The 14,385-nt window shown below is 46.7% G+C and carries 14 protein-coding genes, 1 tRNA gene and 1 pseudogene (1 of these 16 running past the window's edge); 7 read left to right on the top strand and 9 right to left on the bottom strand.

The genetic code is table 11. The features are described from left to right. Positions 1-131 precede the first annotated feature (131 nt). Both COV52_08730 and COV52_08725 read right to left on the bottom strand, forming a co-directional pair. Positions 132-207: transfer RNA gene (locus tag COV52_08730), tRNA-Phe, on the bottom strand. 56 nt (positions 208-263) lie between these two features. Beyond that, positions 264-1,172 (bottom strand): hypothetical protein, encoded by a 909-nt coding sequence (locus COV52_08725; protein ID PIR10575.1) that lies wholly within the window; start codon positions 1,170-1,172, stop codon positions 264-266. A 104-nt stretch (positions 1,173-1,276) separates the two neighbouring features. Here COV52_08725 and COV52_08720 point away from each other — a divergent pair, with 104 nt between their 5' ends. Next, entirely contained in the window at positions 1,277-1,999 is a 723-nt protein-coding gene (locus tag COV52_08720; protein ID PIR10574.1) for an oxidoreductase, read from the top strand. Between the two features lie 32 nt (positions 2,000-2,031). Here the strand turns inward: COV52_08720 and COV52_08715 are convergent, their stop codons facing one another. From COV52_08715 to COV52_08705, 3 genes are read right to left on the bottom strand one after another with little or no spacing between them, the layout of a single operon-like run. Next, positions 2,032-2,544, bottom strand: coding sequence for a hypothetical protein (locus COV52_08715; protein PIR10573.1), 513 nt, complete (start codon positions 2,542-2,544; stop codon positions 2,032-2,034). A 60-nt stretch (positions 2,545-2,604) separates the two neighbouring features. After that, on the bottom strand, positions 2,605-3,615 hold the full coding sequence (locus COV52_08710; protein ID PIR10572.1) for a hypothetical protein: 1,011 nt from the start codon (positions 3,613-3,615) through the stop codon (positions 2,605-2,607). After that, positions 3,605-4,660 carry a hypothetical protein gene (locus COV52_08705; GenBank protein PIR10571.1) on the bottom strand — a complete coding sequence of 352 codons (1,056 nt, stop codon included), beginning with the start codon at positions 4,658-4,660 and terminating at the stop codon, positions 3,605-3,607. The genes COV52_08710 and COV52_08705 overlap by 11 nt, the downstream gene beginning before the upstream one ends. Before the next feature lie 93 nt (positions 4,661-4,753). Between COV52_08705 and COV52_08700 the strand changes: the two genes are divergently transcribed. Both COV52_08700 and COV52_08695 read left to right on the top strand, forming a co-directional pair. Continuing rightward, complete coding sequence (locus COV52_08700; GenBank protein ID PIR10570.1) at positions 4,754-5,458, top strand: amidotransferase; 705 nt, start codon at positions 4,754-4,756, stop codon at positions 5,456-5,458. Continuing rightward, positions 5,449-6,291, top strand: coding sequence for a hypothetical protein (locus COV52_08695; protein ID PIR10569.1), 843 nt, complete (start codon positions 5,449-5,451; stop codon positions 6,289-6,291). The genes COV52_08700 and COV52_08695 overlap by 10 nt, the downstream gene beginning before the upstream one ends. Here COV52_08695 and COV52_08690 read toward each other — a convergent pair. Beyond that, positions 6,277-7,176 carry a hypothetical protein gene (locus COV52_08690; GenBank protein ID PIR10568.1) on the bottom strand — a complete coding sequence of 300 codons (900 nt, stop codon included), beginning with the start codon at positions 7,174-7,176 and terminating at the stop codon, positions 6,277-6,279. The two genes, COV52_08695 and COV52_08690, sit on opposite strands and share 15 nt — an antisense overlap. Positions 7,177-7,241: 65 nt before the next feature. On the opposite strand from COV52_08690, the gene COV52_08685 reads away from it, so the two are divergent. The 3 genes from COV52_08685 (at position 7,242) to COV52_08675 (ending at position 11,290) form a co-directional block, all read left to right on the top strand. Continuing rightward, the gene (locus COV52_08685) at positions 7,242-8,057 is read left to right on the top strand and encodes a shikimate dehydrogenase (protein ID PIR10567.1); all 816 of its coding nucleotides are present in this window, start codon (positions 7,242-7,244) and stop codon (positions 8,055-8,057) included. After that, positions 8,039-10,558 carry a hypothetical protein gene (locus tag COV52_08680; protein ID PIR10566.1) on the top strand — a complete coding sequence of 840 codons (2,520 nt, stop codon included), beginning with the start codon at positions 8,039-8,041 and terminating at the stop codon, positions 10,556-10,558. The genes COV52_08685 and COV52_08680 overlap by 19 nt, the downstream gene beginning before the upstream one ends. Before the next feature lie 93 nt (positions 10,559-10,651). Further along, complete coding sequence (locus COV52_08675; GenBank protein ID PIR10565.1) at positions 10,652-11,290, top strand: hypothetical protein; 639 nt, start codon at positions 10,652-10,654, stop codon at positions 11,288-11,290. A 77-nt stretch (positions 11,291-11,367) separates the two neighbouring features. Here COV52_08675 and COV52_08670 read toward each other — a convergent pair whose 3' ends face one another. Continuing rightward, on the bottom strand, positions 11,368-12,084 hold the full coding sequence (locus COV52_08670) for a ribonuclease PH (protein PIR10578.1): 717 nt from the start codon (positions 12,082-12,084) through the stop codon (positions 11,368-11,370). 119 nt (positions 12,085-12,203) lie between these two features. Between COV52_08670 and COV52_08665 the strand changes: the two genes are divergently transcribed. Then, the gene (locus tag COV52_08665) at positions 12,204-13,070 is read left to right on the top strand and encodes a YicC family protein (protein ID PIR10564.1); all 867 of its coding nucleotides are present in this window, start codon (positions 12,204-12,206) and stop codon (positions 13,068-13,070) included. 31 nt (positions 13,071-13,101) lie between these two features. Here COV52_08665 and COV52_08660 read toward each other — a convergent pair whose 3' ends face one another. After that, on the bottom strand, positions 13,102-14,091 hold the full coding sequence (locus tag COV52_08660; GenBank protein ID PIR10563.1) for a hypothetical protein: 990 nt from the start codon (positions 14,089-14,091) through the stop codon (positions 13,102-13,104). Positions 14,092-14,310: 219 nt separating this feature from the next. Then, positions 14,311-14,385, bottom strand: a pseudogene (locus COV52_08655) (hypothetical protein); it runs 342 nt beyond the window's last position.

The raw sequence follows: 14,385 nt of genomic DNA, 5'->3' as shown, positions 1-14,385 counted from the left end.
GTTAGGTGATCTGAAAACTATCGACTTTTTTGCAAGGACGCAAGGACTTTTATACCACTTGCTTTTAATACAACGGGTTTAGCGAATACTTACTCACTTGCTTTGCAAGTGTTTGAATTAAAAAAGAAAAATGGTGGCCAGACCTGGAATCGAACCAGGGACACAAGGATTTTCAGTCCTTTGCTCTACCAACTGAGCTATCTGGCCACAGAAAGGACGCCCATTAAAACATAAACGCTTGAAAGGTCAAGTGGTTTTTGTGCTTAACCGCCCAGCGCAACCGGCAAATGCTCGCTTAAAAAGTCGATCAGCGCGCGAATTTTATTGGGTACGATGCGGGAGTTTTTGTACACCGCAAAGAGCCTCGCGGTGGGTTGGGGGTGGTTTTCCAGTACGGGCAGCAGGGTGCCGTCGTTGATTTCTTGGCAAACCCAGTAGCTGGGGGTGCGGATCAGGCCGATGCCTTCTTGGGCGAAGGCTTTTTGCACTTGCATGTGTGTGACTTTCGCGACCGAGTTGATCGGTATTTGTTGAATGTTGCCGTTGATCAAAAACGGCCAGCTGTCGTGTTTCAGGCTGCCGCCGGTGGTGATGCAACTGATGGCTCGGTGATGCTTGAGTGAGTCGAGGTTCGTCGGGCGCCCGTATTGTTCGAGGTAGCTTGCTGATGCGCTGATGACGTAACCGTATTCGTATAACACCTTGGCTTTAAGGCTGGAATCTGGCAACTCACGTGCCGCGCGAATCGCGATATCAAACGGACTTTCAGCTAGATTCACGGCCGTGTCGGATAAATCCAGCGAGATGTGCAGCTCGGGGTGATGCTTCATGAACTTGGCGAGCAGTGGGCCGATGATGGCACTGCCCAAGGTCATGGGTGCGGTGATGTTGAGCGTGCCGCTTAAGGTGTCGGTTTTGTTTTTCAATTGTTGCGTGGCGGCTTCAAATTCACTTTGCACTTTTAAGCAAGCTTGATAAAAGGTTTCGCCGGCTTCGGTCAGTTGAAGGCCCCGAGGTGAGCGGTTAAATAGGGTGGTGTCGATGCCTTGCTCAAGTTCGGCGATGCGTCGGCTGATGTGAGACTTGGAGCTGTAAAGTTGCTCAGCAGCGCGGGTAAAGTTGCCGGCTTGAGCCACTTTGATAAAAAGCATCGCGTCATCAATCAGGGCCATGTTGTCTCTCCTGCAACGCTAAGTTGCGTGATCGTGTCTGTTGTTTTGAAATAATCAGTTTATGATGTCTGTCGAGTCTAACGAAAATTCCAAGAGGTGAAAACATGAAAAAGCCATTAGTCATTATCACAGGCGCGAGTTCTGGTATTGGCCAACAAACGGCGATTCGCTTTAGCGAAGCGGGATATCCCTTGTTGTTGCTCGGCAGAAACGTCGAGAGCCTTGAAGCGATGCAGTTGCCCAATGCCATGGTTAAAGCGGTGGATGTCACGGATGCGCAAGCTTTAAACGCAGCAATTAAAGCGGCTGAGGCAGAATATGGTCCGGCGGATGCCTTGTTAAATATCGCAGGCGTGATGTTGTTAGGCGATGTGGCCACGCAAGATGCCAATGAGTGGCAAGTCATGATGAATGTGAACGTTATGGGTGTGCTAAACGGTATGCAAGCCGTATTGCCGGGTATGAAAACGCGCCGCCATGGCACGATCATGAATGTAAGTTCCATTGCGGGTATTAAGCCTTTTCCGAATCACGCGGCTTATACCGGTAGCAAGTTTGCGGTGCGCGGTTTAACGGATAATGTGCGAGAAGAAGTTGCGCCACACAATGTGCGTGTGATATCGATTTGTCCGGGTGCAGTGGAAACGCCTTTGTTAAGCCACACGAGTTCAGACAAAATCAAGTCAGACTATCAAGCCTGGAAAAAAGAAATGGGCGGTGTGTTGTCGCCTGATGATGTCGCACGCACGATGCTGTTTGCCTATGAACAACCGCAATCGGTTAATTTACGCGAAATTGTGTTAGCCACGACCAAGCAAGCCGCGTAAAAAAAAGGGCCTTCCGGCCCTTTTTTATGGGACTAGTGTATTGCAGGGATCTGCTCTCTAATCGCTTTAATAGCGTTTTCAAGCTCGCTCATGTCAGGCGATAGGCCCTGGTTTTGTTTAGCCAAAATCATGCCGAGTTTAGGGCCTAAGGCTTTCGTCTCGTTGATTAAGCGTTCTTTTTCGCTGGCTTCAAGCGAAGATTGTATGATTTCAACCTGAACGCCTAAGTAACTTTCTTGAATTTGTTCATTTTTATACTGCGAAGGGCCGATGTTATCAATATTCACGGCAGAGCCAAAAGCGGCAAGTTCTTGCTTTAAAGTTTGTTTGAGTGAGCTTACTTTATCGCTAAAGGTTTCGGCAAAGGCTTTAAGTATCTCTGGCGTGGGGTTGGCAGCCACTTGGCTTTGTTGCTCGCTGACCCACTGGTTAACTTTGGCTACGTGTTCATTCACTGTTTGTTTTTGTTCATTGCCCAAATCACTGTCGCGTGTGCAGCGGCCAAGTTTCATAAGATCTAAGGCGTTTTGTTGAAAGCTGCTCATGGGCTGTCCTCCTGTTTTCATGGCGGTATTCTACATTAAAATAAGTCTTGAAGACACGCCCTAGTGTGTTAGCTTGATCAGCTCACCGATGGTGGCGTTGATTCGGCGAGTCGCGTAGAGAAACGCGTAAAACTTAAACCAGTAGTCTGGCTCTTGTGTGGTGCTTTTCAGGCAGTTAGTGAGTTTTTCTGCTGACAACAAGTGCAGGTGATCGATAGCTTCAAACTCAGTATCGGCTCGTTTGCCTTGATAGGCGAGAGTGAGTCGATCAAAGTTTGTGTTCACAATGGAAAACAAAGATTCGAGCTCTGTGTGAATGAGGCTTAAGTTGAGCTTATCGTGTAGGTTTTCAGCGATATCGTAAGCAGTGCCAAGGTGGTAGGCCAACATGCGAAGTTCAAACAATGATCGCTCAAATTTTTCTTTGCTGAGAAAGCCGAATAGGTTTTCATAGCGAATGAGTTTTGCATTGTGTTGTAATGCCTGAAATTTAGAGAGTAACTTGGTGGGTACTTTCGAGAAAGTTTTGCCAATGGTTTTATCGGCAGCAGTATTGAAAGAAAGCTTGCAGGCGCTGATGTACTCTGGAATGGCGTCTTTGAGTTGTTGTTTCGCAGAAATGGGAAGTACCAGTGCGCTGGATAACAATGCGATCGCAGCGCCAATCAAAGTCTCAATAATGCGAGCCTCTAAAAGTGCTGTATTCCAAGTATTGATCATGCCGAAAATGAAGACCACCATCATGGTGATAAAAAATACGCCAATGCCGTAAGACACCGAGAAGTAGTAGCTGATGCAGAATGTGCATAAGCAGATGCAGCCCAGTAATACCAGTGTGTGGTGTTGAAGAACAATAAATAGCAAGCTGCCTGCGATGCAGCCAAGAATGGTCATGCCAATACGTTCGGCAGATTTCTTCACGCTTTCACCAAAGGTTTGTGCGACCAGTAGAAAAGCCGTCAGTGTGGCCCAGTAAGAGCGTGGCAAGTGAAAAACATCCGTTAGTAGTACCGTGAGTAACACAGCCGTTGCGACTTGGATCGCGTTTCTGGTGCTAATTTTAATCTTCATGCAGGTTCCTTAGCGCATCAAGGTTATACCAAAAGCGCTCAAGGCTGGTGTAGCAATTGTAAAACTGGATGAGGTCTGGCTGCTCGTTGATATCAAACTGTATTAAGCAGGTTTTGAACGCTTCGAGTTGTGCCGGAATGTTTGCGTTTTGCTTGAAGGTGAGTTTGAGTTGCTTGTCTAAGGTGATGTTGTTAACAATGTGGGCCAGCGATTTAAGTAGGCCGCATAAGTGTCGACGAAGTTCGGGGTTAATCAATATCTGGCTTTTGGCAAAGTAAAACGATTTTAAGGCATCAATCGCAATGTTGATGGCTTTTGAGAGGCTGTATTCATATTGAAGAAATTGTTCTAAGTACTGACTGTGGGCTTTGTTCCTTAGTGAATACTCTGTGATGATGGTTTGGTTTTGTGTCAGCAGTTCAATAACCGTCAAACGTTTGGGTTTTAAGTAGGTGTTGTAGTCGTCTAATGTGGTGGGCTTGAGTAGACTTTTTCGAAGCCAGTATAATGTGTCATGTGCGCACTCTAAATGCTTGATGACTAGGCGCCTGAAAAGCTCGAGTTTTTTTTCAGGTAAGATGACAAGGCTGATCAAGGTTGCAATAACACAGCCTAAAGCGACACCGCCAACGCCCATCCAAGCTGCTTTCTCGGGTAATTTAAAAATGGTGGCCATGAAAATCATCATCCAGGAGAACACTGGAAACATGGCAAAGCTTGGGCCGAAACGTTTGCAGTAAAAAGCGGCGAAGGCAGCAATGACGAGCAAGGCGTCAGGGGCATAAGTCCAGTTTTTTGACAGTGTGCCTAGGCTGTAGCAGGCGCAAAAAGTGATGGTTACAATGAAGCCGTGCAGTAACTTTTCTTTGGCGTTATAGCCGTAAATACTCATTTGGCAGAATAAGCCGGAAAGCACCGCAAGAATGACGCTAAAGGGTCCCAGCGCGAAGCCGGCTGCACCCCCTGCAACGGCAGACAGTAGTGTGCGCGTCGCAAGTTTTAAGCGAACGCGTCCTGGATCAGCGGCAAAGATGAGGTTTAACATGGTGCTTAGAGTATGTTATTTGCAAGCTTCACACAAGCAGGCTTGACCTTGATCCTGATCAAGGGATAATAAGCATCAAAAAGCGAGCTCTCCATGCGATTACACACTATTCAGCACGTCCCTTTTGAAGGGCTTGGCCATATTCGTCACTGGGCTGAGATTAAAAACGCGAGCTTTTCTGTGAGTCTGCCTTTTCAGTCCGTTGATTTTCCCCATCCCGATGAATTTGATGTGTTAGTGATCATGGGCGGTCCCATGGGGGTGCACGATCATGATCAGCACCCTTGGATTTTGAACGAAAAGCATTTTATTGAACAAGCACTGAAAGCAGGCAAACAGGTGATTGGTGTTTGCCTGGGCGCGCAAATGATCGCTGACGTGCTGGGCGGCACGGTTACTCGAAATCAGTTGCCTGAAATTGGTTGGTTTCCGATTCGTTGGACCGATGAGGCAAAAGCCATGCCGATGTTTGCGGGCTTGCCAGAGTTATCCACGGTCTATCACTGGCATTTTGATGCTTTTTCTTTGCCTAGCGGTGCTGTGCGCCTGGCTTACAGTGAAGCCACAGAAAACCAGGCGTTTTTGTACGGCGACCAGGCCTTGGCTCTTCAGTGCCATTTGGAGATGGAGCCGCGCGTAGTTCAATCTTTAGTGTCGCGTTTTCCGGAAGTATTGGACACTACACAACATTATATTCAGTCGGCTGAGGTGATGTTGGAAGATAATGCGCGTTTTGAGCAGTCTAGCCATTTTCTCTATCAAATTTTAAATCATTTTGTGAAGAAAGGATGCCCTTAATGTTTGAAAACCATACGATTGAAGCCAGCGGTTTGAGCTTTCGTTATCAGCAGGCTGGGCAAGGTAAAGATTTATTGTTGGTTCATGGCTTGGGTGCTTCGCTGGAATATTGGGAGCGCGTGATGCCTGAGCTTGCGAAGCACTATCGTGTGACGGCGCTTGATGTGCCGGGTTTTGGTCTGTCATCCAAGCCTGATGTTCATTATGAGCTACCCTTTTTTACGAAAGCTTTAACCACTTTTTGTGAGGCGATGAATTTTAAATCATTTTATTTGGCCGGCCATTCGCTGGGTGGGGCTTTAAGTTTAGATCTTGCAGCGACTTACCCCGAGAAAGTTGAGAAGCTTTGCCTGATTGATAATGCAGGTTTTTCTCGACAGGTCACTTGGGCATTTCGCGTTATGTCATTTCCTTTTATTGCAAAACACCTGATATATAAAACAAAATTGGCATATGAAAAAGTATTGAAGCTAAGTGTTTACAATAAAGAAGCAATTACGCCTGATTTTGTAGATCGCTTGTACGAGATGGCTAAGTCGCCTGAGCACCGGCGCACGGTACTCTATATTTTGGCGAACCACGCAAACTTGCGCGGCATGAAGATGGCAACCTTGAAGCCTTTGTGGGAAAAGTTTCATGCGCTTGAGCAGACCCCTGTAAAAATTATTTGGGGTGATCGCGATCCTTTGTTGAATGTTTCTCAAATTAAGGCGGCAAAAAAACACTTAAAACAAGCGGACGTGTCTATTATTCACGATTGTGGCCATATTCCTATGTTGGAAAAGCCACGGGAATGTTTGAAGCTAATGCTTGAATTTCTAAAGTTCGGGTGAGGCTTTTTGTCGGTCTAGTGAGACCAGTACGATTCCTGCGATAATTAAACTTAATGCGGTGACTAAGCTGCTTGTAATGTGCTCATGCAGCACAAGGCTCGCTAGAATCACGACAATGACGGGTACAGCCAGTACGCCGACGGCCGTGGTGGTGCTCGGTAAGGCTTTGGCCAGTATGATCATTCCCCACCAAGCAAAGAGTGTGGCAAATACGGTTGAAAATGTCAGGGTGAGTATCAGTGTGCTATTCCAATGTGTGCTGCCAGACGTTTGTGTTAGCAAGGTGAGTAATCCAATGGGCGCGGCGGCAGAAATAATTTTCCAGGGGTAAAGTTGAGACGGTGTGGCATGCCATCGGCCAAAGCGCGCGTGCGCCATAGCCAACCCCCAGCAAGCTGAAGCCGTTAAAGCGATAAGGCTGCCAATGACGCGGTGTTCGTTATGCCACTGAAAATGTGCAGGATCGAAATACACAGCGATGCCTAGAAGGCTCAAAATAAACCCTGCCAGCTTTTTGGCACTTAAGGGTTCTTTGTAAATGAATACAGCAATGGGTGTAGACCACAGCAAAGTGGCATAGCATAAAATAACGGTTCGCCCTGCGCCCACATAATGCAGCGCAATGATCACTAGCGTCATGTAAAGCCCCATTTGTAAAAAGCCTTGCGTGAAAATGAGCGGCCAGTCTTTAGGGTGGGGAAGATAAATTTTGCGACGATATGCGAGAAAGGCAAAGAGTATTAGCGCGCTGAAACATAGGCGAAAACTGGCATACCACAATGCTGTGGTGTACTGAAGGCCTATTTTCATTGCCAGCCAGTTAAATGACCAGCTTAAAATGACAGCGATAAACAGTAAGTAGGTTTGACGTGTTGACAGAGTCATGGATTGTCCAGTTTTTCGCGCAATGATATCATCATATCTCGTGACGACCTATAGGATATTGCTCTGTGTTTTGCGCGCTTGTTGGAAACCCTGTTGACCACAGTCTTTCGCCACTGATGTATGTGGCGTTTTGTGAGCAATGGGGTATAAGCGATTTTCGTTATGAAACCTATGCATTGGAATTTTCAGCGTTTGAAAGTGCTTTGGCTGCCTTTCAACAAGAAGGTATTCATAGTTTAAATATCACTACGCCATTTAAATCACTGGCGCTGGCTTGTGCTACTGACGCTAGCACTCGTGCGAGACGGGCGGGTGCGGCGAACCTTCTGACCTTTGATGATAATAAGTTGATTGCTGATAACACTGATGGTGAGGGTTTGTTGCGGGACATTTCCATGCGCTGGGGCCTTTCGTTGCAGGATCGAACAGTTGTGGTCTTGGGCGCTGGTGGTGCTGCGCGAGGTGCACTGGCTGCTTTGATGAGTGTTGAGGGCATGAAATGCTTCGTGGTGAATCGTACCCTTGAAAAAGCGCAATATTTAGCTGAGGCTTTTGAAGGTGTTCGCGCGGCAAGCTTTGATTCACTGGCCTCTATCCAGGCCGATTTGATCATTAATGCCACCAGCAGTTCTTTGCAGGGCGTTAATTTGCCTGTGCCCGCAGAAGCTATCAGCACAGATACCTATGTTTACGATATGTTTTATACAAAAAACGGGCACACCCATTTTTTATCGCAGATGAAAGCATTGGGGGCTGTACATTGTCGAGACGGTTTGGGTATGTTGCTTGAGCAGGGTGCTTTAGTGTTCGAGCAGTGGTTTGGACAAGTGCCCGAAATAGGCAAATTAATTGAGGATCGTACATGGCTTCACCCAAGATAAAAGCATTCTGTGAGCGCTTGTCAAAGCATTTGCCTGATAAGGCTTTCGATGACATGCGCCATGGGATTGAAAAGGAAAACTTGAGGATTACCTTTTCAGGCGAGCTTTCAGATGAACCACACCCAGTGTCATTAGGGAAAGCGCTCACCAACCCGTATATCACCACGGATTTTGCAGAGTGTTTACCGGAAATGGTCACGCCACCGGTCAAGGGCTATCGTAACACCTTGCTTCATTTAAAAACCGTAAATCGTTTTGTTAACGAACGTTTGCTTGACGAATATTTGTGGCCTATGAGTATGCCGCCTCGTGTATTGAATAAACAAGAAATTCCAATCGCGTATTATGGAAAATCAGACAATGCCAGAATGAAGCGAGTGTACCGTATTGGTTTGGCGAATCGTTATGGCCGTGTGATGCAGGCAATTGCGGGGCTTCACTATAATGTTTCGTTTCCTCAGGATTTTTTTGATGCGATACGTCCAGAGGGTGCTGAAAACTCGCAAGCTTTTCGCTCGTCAGTCTATATGAGTATTGTTCGAAACTTTCATCGTTACGCTTGGTTTTTACCGTATTTTTTCGGCGCTTCGCCGGTATGTTTTGACACGTCTTTGCCGAAGGATTGTGTGCCAGATTATCTGGCGCGTTTGGATGAAGAGACTTATGTTGGGCGCTACGCCACCTCTTTGCGCATGAGTGATTTGGGTTATCAAAACCAGGCACAGGCGAGCTTGAAGCTCGATTTTTCCAGTGTTGAAGCTTACGCTCATAGTTTGAGGGCGGCGACTGAAACACCGTATGATGAATTCGAAGCGCTAGGTGTGAGGGAGGGTGATCGTTACCGTCAGCTCAATGCCAACATACTTCAAATTGAAAACGAATTTTATAATTATATTCGTCCAAAACCGAAGGCGGTTACTGGTCAGCGCCCTACAGTATCTTTGCTTGAGCAGGGTGTGGATTATTTAGAAATTCGCCTGTTGGATTTAAACCCATTTTTGCCTGTAGGTGTCGACGAAGCCACCTTGGCCTTCATCGATTTGTTTTTGCTCTATTGCTATTGTGTCGAGGGTGAGGAGCCTCTTGGTATCAGTCCGCATCATGCCAGAGAAAATTTCTTACGTGTGGCGACATTGGGTCGAAAGCCGGGTTTGAATGTGCTCACAGAGCAGGGTGAAGTGCCTTTTTATACCTTGGCCAAAGTAATGCTGGATGATATGCAGGTTTTGGCTGAGTGTATGGATAGGTTCAGTGTGGATAAAATCTACTCAAAAGCACTGGCTGTGCAGGCTGAGCGTTTGGAAAACCCTGAGCTTACACCGTCAGGAAAGTTGTTGAAGTATTTGCATGAGGAATCGCTAAGCTATCGAGATCTGTGTTTCTTGTGTGCAGAGAAACAAGCGACTGACGTGGGTGAAGGACAGATCGATATTGAGTTTGAGAAAAAGCTACAAGCCTCGGTAAGTTTGTCTCAAAGGGCTTGGCAGGAACTTGAATCACAGTCTCATGACTTTGAAGGCTTTTTAACGCATTATTATGGGCGCGCGAACTCAAAGCTTCGTGTGGCCGTCATGATGGATTCATTCGAGCGCTTGTCACTCTACAAAGACAGCTCTGTCTTGTTGATTCAATCCGCTTTGGCTCGAAACAGTGAAGTCGCGGTTTTTGATACAGATGGTTTGTCGCAAGATGAGCAGGGTGTCTATGCAAAAGTGAAGTGGATAAAGCATATTTGTCACGAGACGTCGCAGTTTGAGCTTGCTCGTTCTTCCAGAGAAAGCTTATCAAGCTTTGACGTGATTTTAATTCGTAAAGATCCACCTTTTGATATGCGCTATGTGTTGTCCACGTATTTGCTCGAAAATGTGAAAGGACCTCTGGTTTTGAATGCCCCTAGATCCTTGCGCGACTGCAATGAAAAAGCTTGGATTCTATCGTTTCCGCATTGTATTGCTGAAACCTTGCTGACAGGGGATAGTAATGAAGCGCTGGCTTTTGTGAAAAAGTATAAAAAAGCGGTGATCAAACCGTTAACGGCGATGGGCGGCCGTGGGGTTTCATGTGTTGTATCTGACGATCTGGTAAAGGCTCAGCAGGCGATTACTGCGCTGCTCGCAGAAGAAGGTTTTATCATGTTGCAGCGCTTTCTTGAGAATGTGTATACCGGAGACAAGCGTATTATTTTGATTGACGGTGAGCCTTTAGAGTATGCGGTGTTGCGTTTGCCCAAATCGGGTGAGTTCCGAGCGAATCTAGCACAGGGAGGCCATTTTAAGATTGTGGCTTTGAGTGAGCGAGATCGTTATCTGTGCGCTCAAATCGCTCCCGCGCTTAAAGAGCGAGGCTTGTTCTTGGTGGGGCTTGATGTGGTCGATGGGCATATCACTGAGATCAATGTCACTAGCCCGACTTGCCTTCGTGAGCTTTCGGAAAACACAGCCCTTGACCCGGGCGAGATTTTTTGGGATAAAGTGGCTGTTTTCTTGGCCGAAAAAACCTAAGTTTTTGATAAAATTGTGTTTTTTGCTTAAGAAATCCTTAAGCTTTCTATATTATAATGGATCTAATGAATAACTAGCCGAGCAGGTATTAGCGTGGCAAATACAAAAATTGTTTCAACAGTGCCTTCGCAAGCGCAAGCAGTAGCTGCTTATGTTGATGCCCAGGTCGGCCAAGTTTTAGCCGCTTTGCGTGATCGCCGTGAAGGTCGTGTGTTACTGCAAATGAACTTGCCTGGTGGCCGTAGCTTAGAGATGGTGATGGTTGCTTCACCGGCCGGTGTTTTCGCATTAACTAATCCGGGCGCAACTCGAGGCACACCGCTTCGAACGGAGATAGCACCGGCGGTCATTCACGGCGTTGCTAGTGGCTTGGGCGAAAAACGTGTTGAAGATATTGAATTAAAAGAGTCTTCGGCTAAGACATACGCTGATTCTGGCACATATTCTGGTGCGTTTTTCAGTGGAGCTTCTTCGGCTAAACAGACGATGACGGTCTCGGCTTTTAATGCTTACGTTAACGCTGAAGCCGCCAAAGTTCAGCCTGTTACCGAGCAAACTGGTTTGTTGTCACAACTTTCTGGTCGTAATGATGCTGTCCAACAAGCGCGAGGCGTTTTGGCTCGCATGGGCGCAATGATCGGCAAAGGTGGTGTTGCGGGTCATAAATCAACTGCAACAGACAGCTCCTCCGCTAGTAGCGCGCTAGGAAAGATTGCTGGCGGCGGTCGTTAATTAGGCCCTGGTTACAATTCATCTTTGCAAGCGACAGCTTTAGGGGCACGCTCTAGCCCTATTTAACGAAAATGACCCTAAATCTCTAGCGCTATTTTCTGGGCTTTAATCAACTCTTCAATGCCTGCTTGGCCAAGTTCCAGCATGGTGTTGAGCTGTTCTGTATTAAAAGCCTGCCCTTCAGCTGTCCCTTGCACCTCAATAAATTCACCGGCTTCGTTCATCACCAAGTTCATGTCTGTGTCGCATTTGGAGTCTTCAGCATAGTCTAAATCTGCAACCGGCACGCCTTGGTAAATTCCGACCGATAAGGCGGCGATAAATTGTTTAAATGGGTTCTTTCGAATTTTTTTGTTTTTTAACAAATAGCTGATGGCATCGTGCAGTGCAATGCAAGCACCCGTGATCGCGGCTGTGCGTGTGCCGCCGTCGGCTTGGATAACATCGCAATCGAGTGTGATGGTGTAGTCCGGCATTAAGCTTAAGTCCACGGCCGCGCGTAGGCTTCGCCCGATCAGTCGTTGGATTTCCAGCGTGCGTCCACCTTGTTTACCATGAGCAGCTTCACGGTTTGTGCGTTCATTGGTCGCGCGCGGCAGCATGCTGTATTCCGCTGTGACCCAGCCTTGCCCTGCATCTTTCAAAAAACGCGGCACACCTTGTGTCACAGAAGCGTTGCAAAGCACCTTGGTATCGCCAAAGGCGATGAGTACCGAGCCTTCGGCATGTTTGGTGTAATGACGTGTGATTGAAATAGAGCGTAATTCATGGGCTAGACGTTGGCTAGGGCGCATTATGACCTCGGTGTGTTTACTTTGGTCGGCCATTGTGCAAGAACAGGCTATCTTGGTCAAGGTTTCGCTGTGCGTATGAGTCTGTGTTATGCTGTGGCGCATTCAATCAGGAGAATAAGATGATTAAAAGCATGACAGCATTCGCCAAGGTGGAGTTTAACGAAGCATGGGGGCAGGCGGCGATTGAAATTCGCAGTGTGAATAACCGCTTTTTGGATGTGAATATAAAATTGCCTGACTCACTGCGTGAGCTGGAGGCGAAATGTCGTGAAGCGATTAAGCCGCATTGTGTGCGAGGTAAGTTGGATATCAGCTTGCGTTTAGCGCTTCAAGATAGCGAGCTCTCGGCCTTATCGGTGAACACTTCTGTGCTTAATAATCTTAAAAAAGTTCAGGGTGATTTGTCGGCCGTGCTGGGTGAAGGCCAATGGGAGTTGTCACGCTTGTTAAAGTGGCCAGGTTTATTGGCTTCGGAAGCACAGGATATGGCGATGGTCCAAGATGGTGTGATGAAAGCTTTGTCGCAAGCCTTAGAGAAGTTGGTGCAAATGCGGGCGATTGAAGGGGCTGCGTTGAAAACGGTGATGTTAGATAAACTCAAAGCGATGAGTCTATTGTTAGATGAGCTTACACCGCGTATTCCTGAAATTTTAAAACAACAAGAATCACGCCTGCGTGAAAAAATTGAGGCACTGAGTGTTGAGCTGGATGAAGAGCGATTTGCGCAAGAGCTGGTTTACCTGGCACAAAAAAGTGATGTAACTGAAGAGTTGGATCGCCTGCGTGTGCACATACAAGAAATTATACGTATTCTTGAAAAGCCAGAGGCCTCTGTGGGTCGACGTTTGGACTTTTTGATTCAAGAACTGAATCGAGAGGCGAATACGCTAGGTTCTAAATCGATTGATGATCAAATGACTAAAGCATCTGTCGAGCTGAAGGTGTTGATTGAACAGCTGCGTGAGCAGGTTCAAAATATTGAATAAATAAAAAAGCCCTCAAGAGAGGGCTTTTTTTTTACGAGGCGGGTGACAACGGTGCGGGTTGTATTTTAGTACCCATGCCTAAGGTGGCTGGGTTAGTCAACACACTTTTCGCCATCATCAGCGACATGGTGTTCATGGTATTTTCTGTCATCGCGGAAAACATCACCATCATTTTCGTGTTTTCCACGAGTTGTGGAATGAGGTTTAGAATGCTGATAATCTTCGCGCCGATTAACAGCATAGCCGCAGGGATATTACCCTTGCTGATCGCGTCCATGAGATCAACCGGGCCGCTGGTTGAATTCAGCAAACTGGACTCTGCTTGTGTCACTGAGGGCAGTGTAGCACCGCTTTGGCTTGTCGATTGAATATGGTCGACTAGCTGGTTGGTGAGAAAGGTCTTATAAATACCAAAATTTTGGTTCGCAGTTTGTAGGATATTGTAATACAGCACGTACTTTGGGTTATTTTGATTAACTTGCGTGGCTTCATCGTCGGTTAAACCTTGTATGCCATTATTTTCCGGATTGCTGGCCATGCTATAGCCGAGAGCGGCTGTTTTACCATCGTCTGAAGATAATGTGAATGAGGTGCTTGGGTCTAAAATCAGTGCTAAGCCTTGGCTGCTTAGCATCTGGCCTTTTTGTTGAGCGTTGTAAATATCGTTTTTTTGGTCTTTTGTGAGTAAGGTATTATTTTGTATCGCTTCATTCACTTGTGTTTGAATTTGAGGCAGCCTGGCTTTCGCTGCGGCGTACGCGACTTGGTCCGCTGATAAGTCTGACAGGCTCTGAAGAGAGTTGCTGCTCATGTCAGACTGTTTGTTTAAGAGAGTTTCTGTGGCGGTATTGACGTCTAGGATTTTTTTAACGTGCTCTTTGATGCTGAGCAACATGGTTTGAATCGTTTCTGGCTTCCCGTCGCTACTTTGTGCGCGGTCAGTGGTGACTGCGGCCATCGAGCCCGCGCTTAACATTGCGCTGACAGTGGCAGTTAAAATGAAACGTCGAATTATAGACATGATGTGGTCCTCTCTAATTGTAGGTGATACCAAAGTTATCGTTATTGCTTGAGCTATTGTTGCTACTGCTGGTATCGGCAGAGCTATCATCTGTTAAATCCGTTTCGTCAGAAGCCCTGCTTTGCGTATTGTTATCACTGTTGCTACTGGTGTTGTTAACACTTAATGGCGCAGTGGTGTTATTGTCAGATTCTTCGCTGAGGTAGGAGGGCGTGTCTTTTAAGTTACATTCGCAAGCAGGCTGTATACGTTCAATACGAATCTTTTTTTGGTTATAACGAAAATTGGCTGGAA

The sequence above is a fragment of the Gammaproteobacteria bacterium CG11_big_fil_rev_8_21_14_0_20_46_22 genome, assembly GCA_002796245.1.
Lineage (GTDB): Bacteria > Pseudomonadota > Gammaproteobacteria > UBA12402 > UBA12402 > 1-14-0-20-46-22.
Note: the sequence above shows the minus strand (reverse complement) of the source record. Positions and strands in the feature narration are given on the sequence as shown.

Excerpts from the sequence above, each read along its gene's own strand:
- COV52_08725 (PIR10575.1), bottom strand. The coding sequence starts at position 1,172 with ATGGCCCTGATTGATGACGCGATGCTTTTTATCAAAGTGGCTCAAGCC.
- COV52_08720 (PIR10574.1), top strand. The coding sequence starts at position 1,277 with ATGAAAAAGCCATTAGTCATTATCACAGGCGCGAGTTCTGGTATTGGC.
- COV52_08715 (PIR10573.1), bottom strand. The coding sequence starts at position 2,544 with ATGAGCAGCTTTCAACAAAACGCCTTAGATCTTATGAAACTTGGCCGC.
- COV52_08710 (PIR10572.1), bottom strand. The coding sequence starts at position 3,615 with ATGAAGATTAAAATTAGCACCAGAAACGCGATCCAAGTCGCAACGGCT.
- COV52_08705 (PIR10571.1), bottom strand. The coding sequence starts at position 4,660 with ATGTTAAACCTCATCTTTGCCGCTGATCCAGGACGCGTTCGCTTAAAA.
- COV52_08700 (PIR10570.1), top strand. The coding sequence starts at position 4,754 with ATGCGATTACACACTATTCAGCACGTCCCTTTTGAAGGGCTTGGCCAT.
- COV52_08695 (PIR10569.1), top strand. The coding sequence starts at position 5,449 with ATGCCCTTAATGTTTGAAAACCATACGATTGAAGCCAGCGGTTTGAGC.
- COV52_08690 (PIR10568.1), bottom strand. The coding sequence starts at position 7,176 with ATGACTCTGTCAACACGTCAAACCTACTTACTGTTTATCGCTGTCATT.
- COV52_08680 (PIR10566.1), top strand. The coding sequence starts at position 8,039 with ATGGCTTCACCCAAGATAAAAGCATTCTGTGAGCGCTTGTCAAAGCAT.
- COV52_08670 (PIR10578.1), bottom strand. The coding sequence starts at position 12,084 with ATGCGCCCTAGCCAACGTCTAGCCCATGAATTACGCTCTATTTCAATC.
- COV52_08665 (PIR10564.1), top strand. The coding sequence starts at position 12,204 with ATGATTAAAAGCATGACAGCATTCGCCAAGGTGGAGTTTAACGAAGCA.
- COV52_08660 (PIR10563.1), bottom strand. The coding sequence starts at position 14,091 with ATGTCTATAATTCGACGTTTCATTTTAACTGCCACTGTCAGCGCAATG.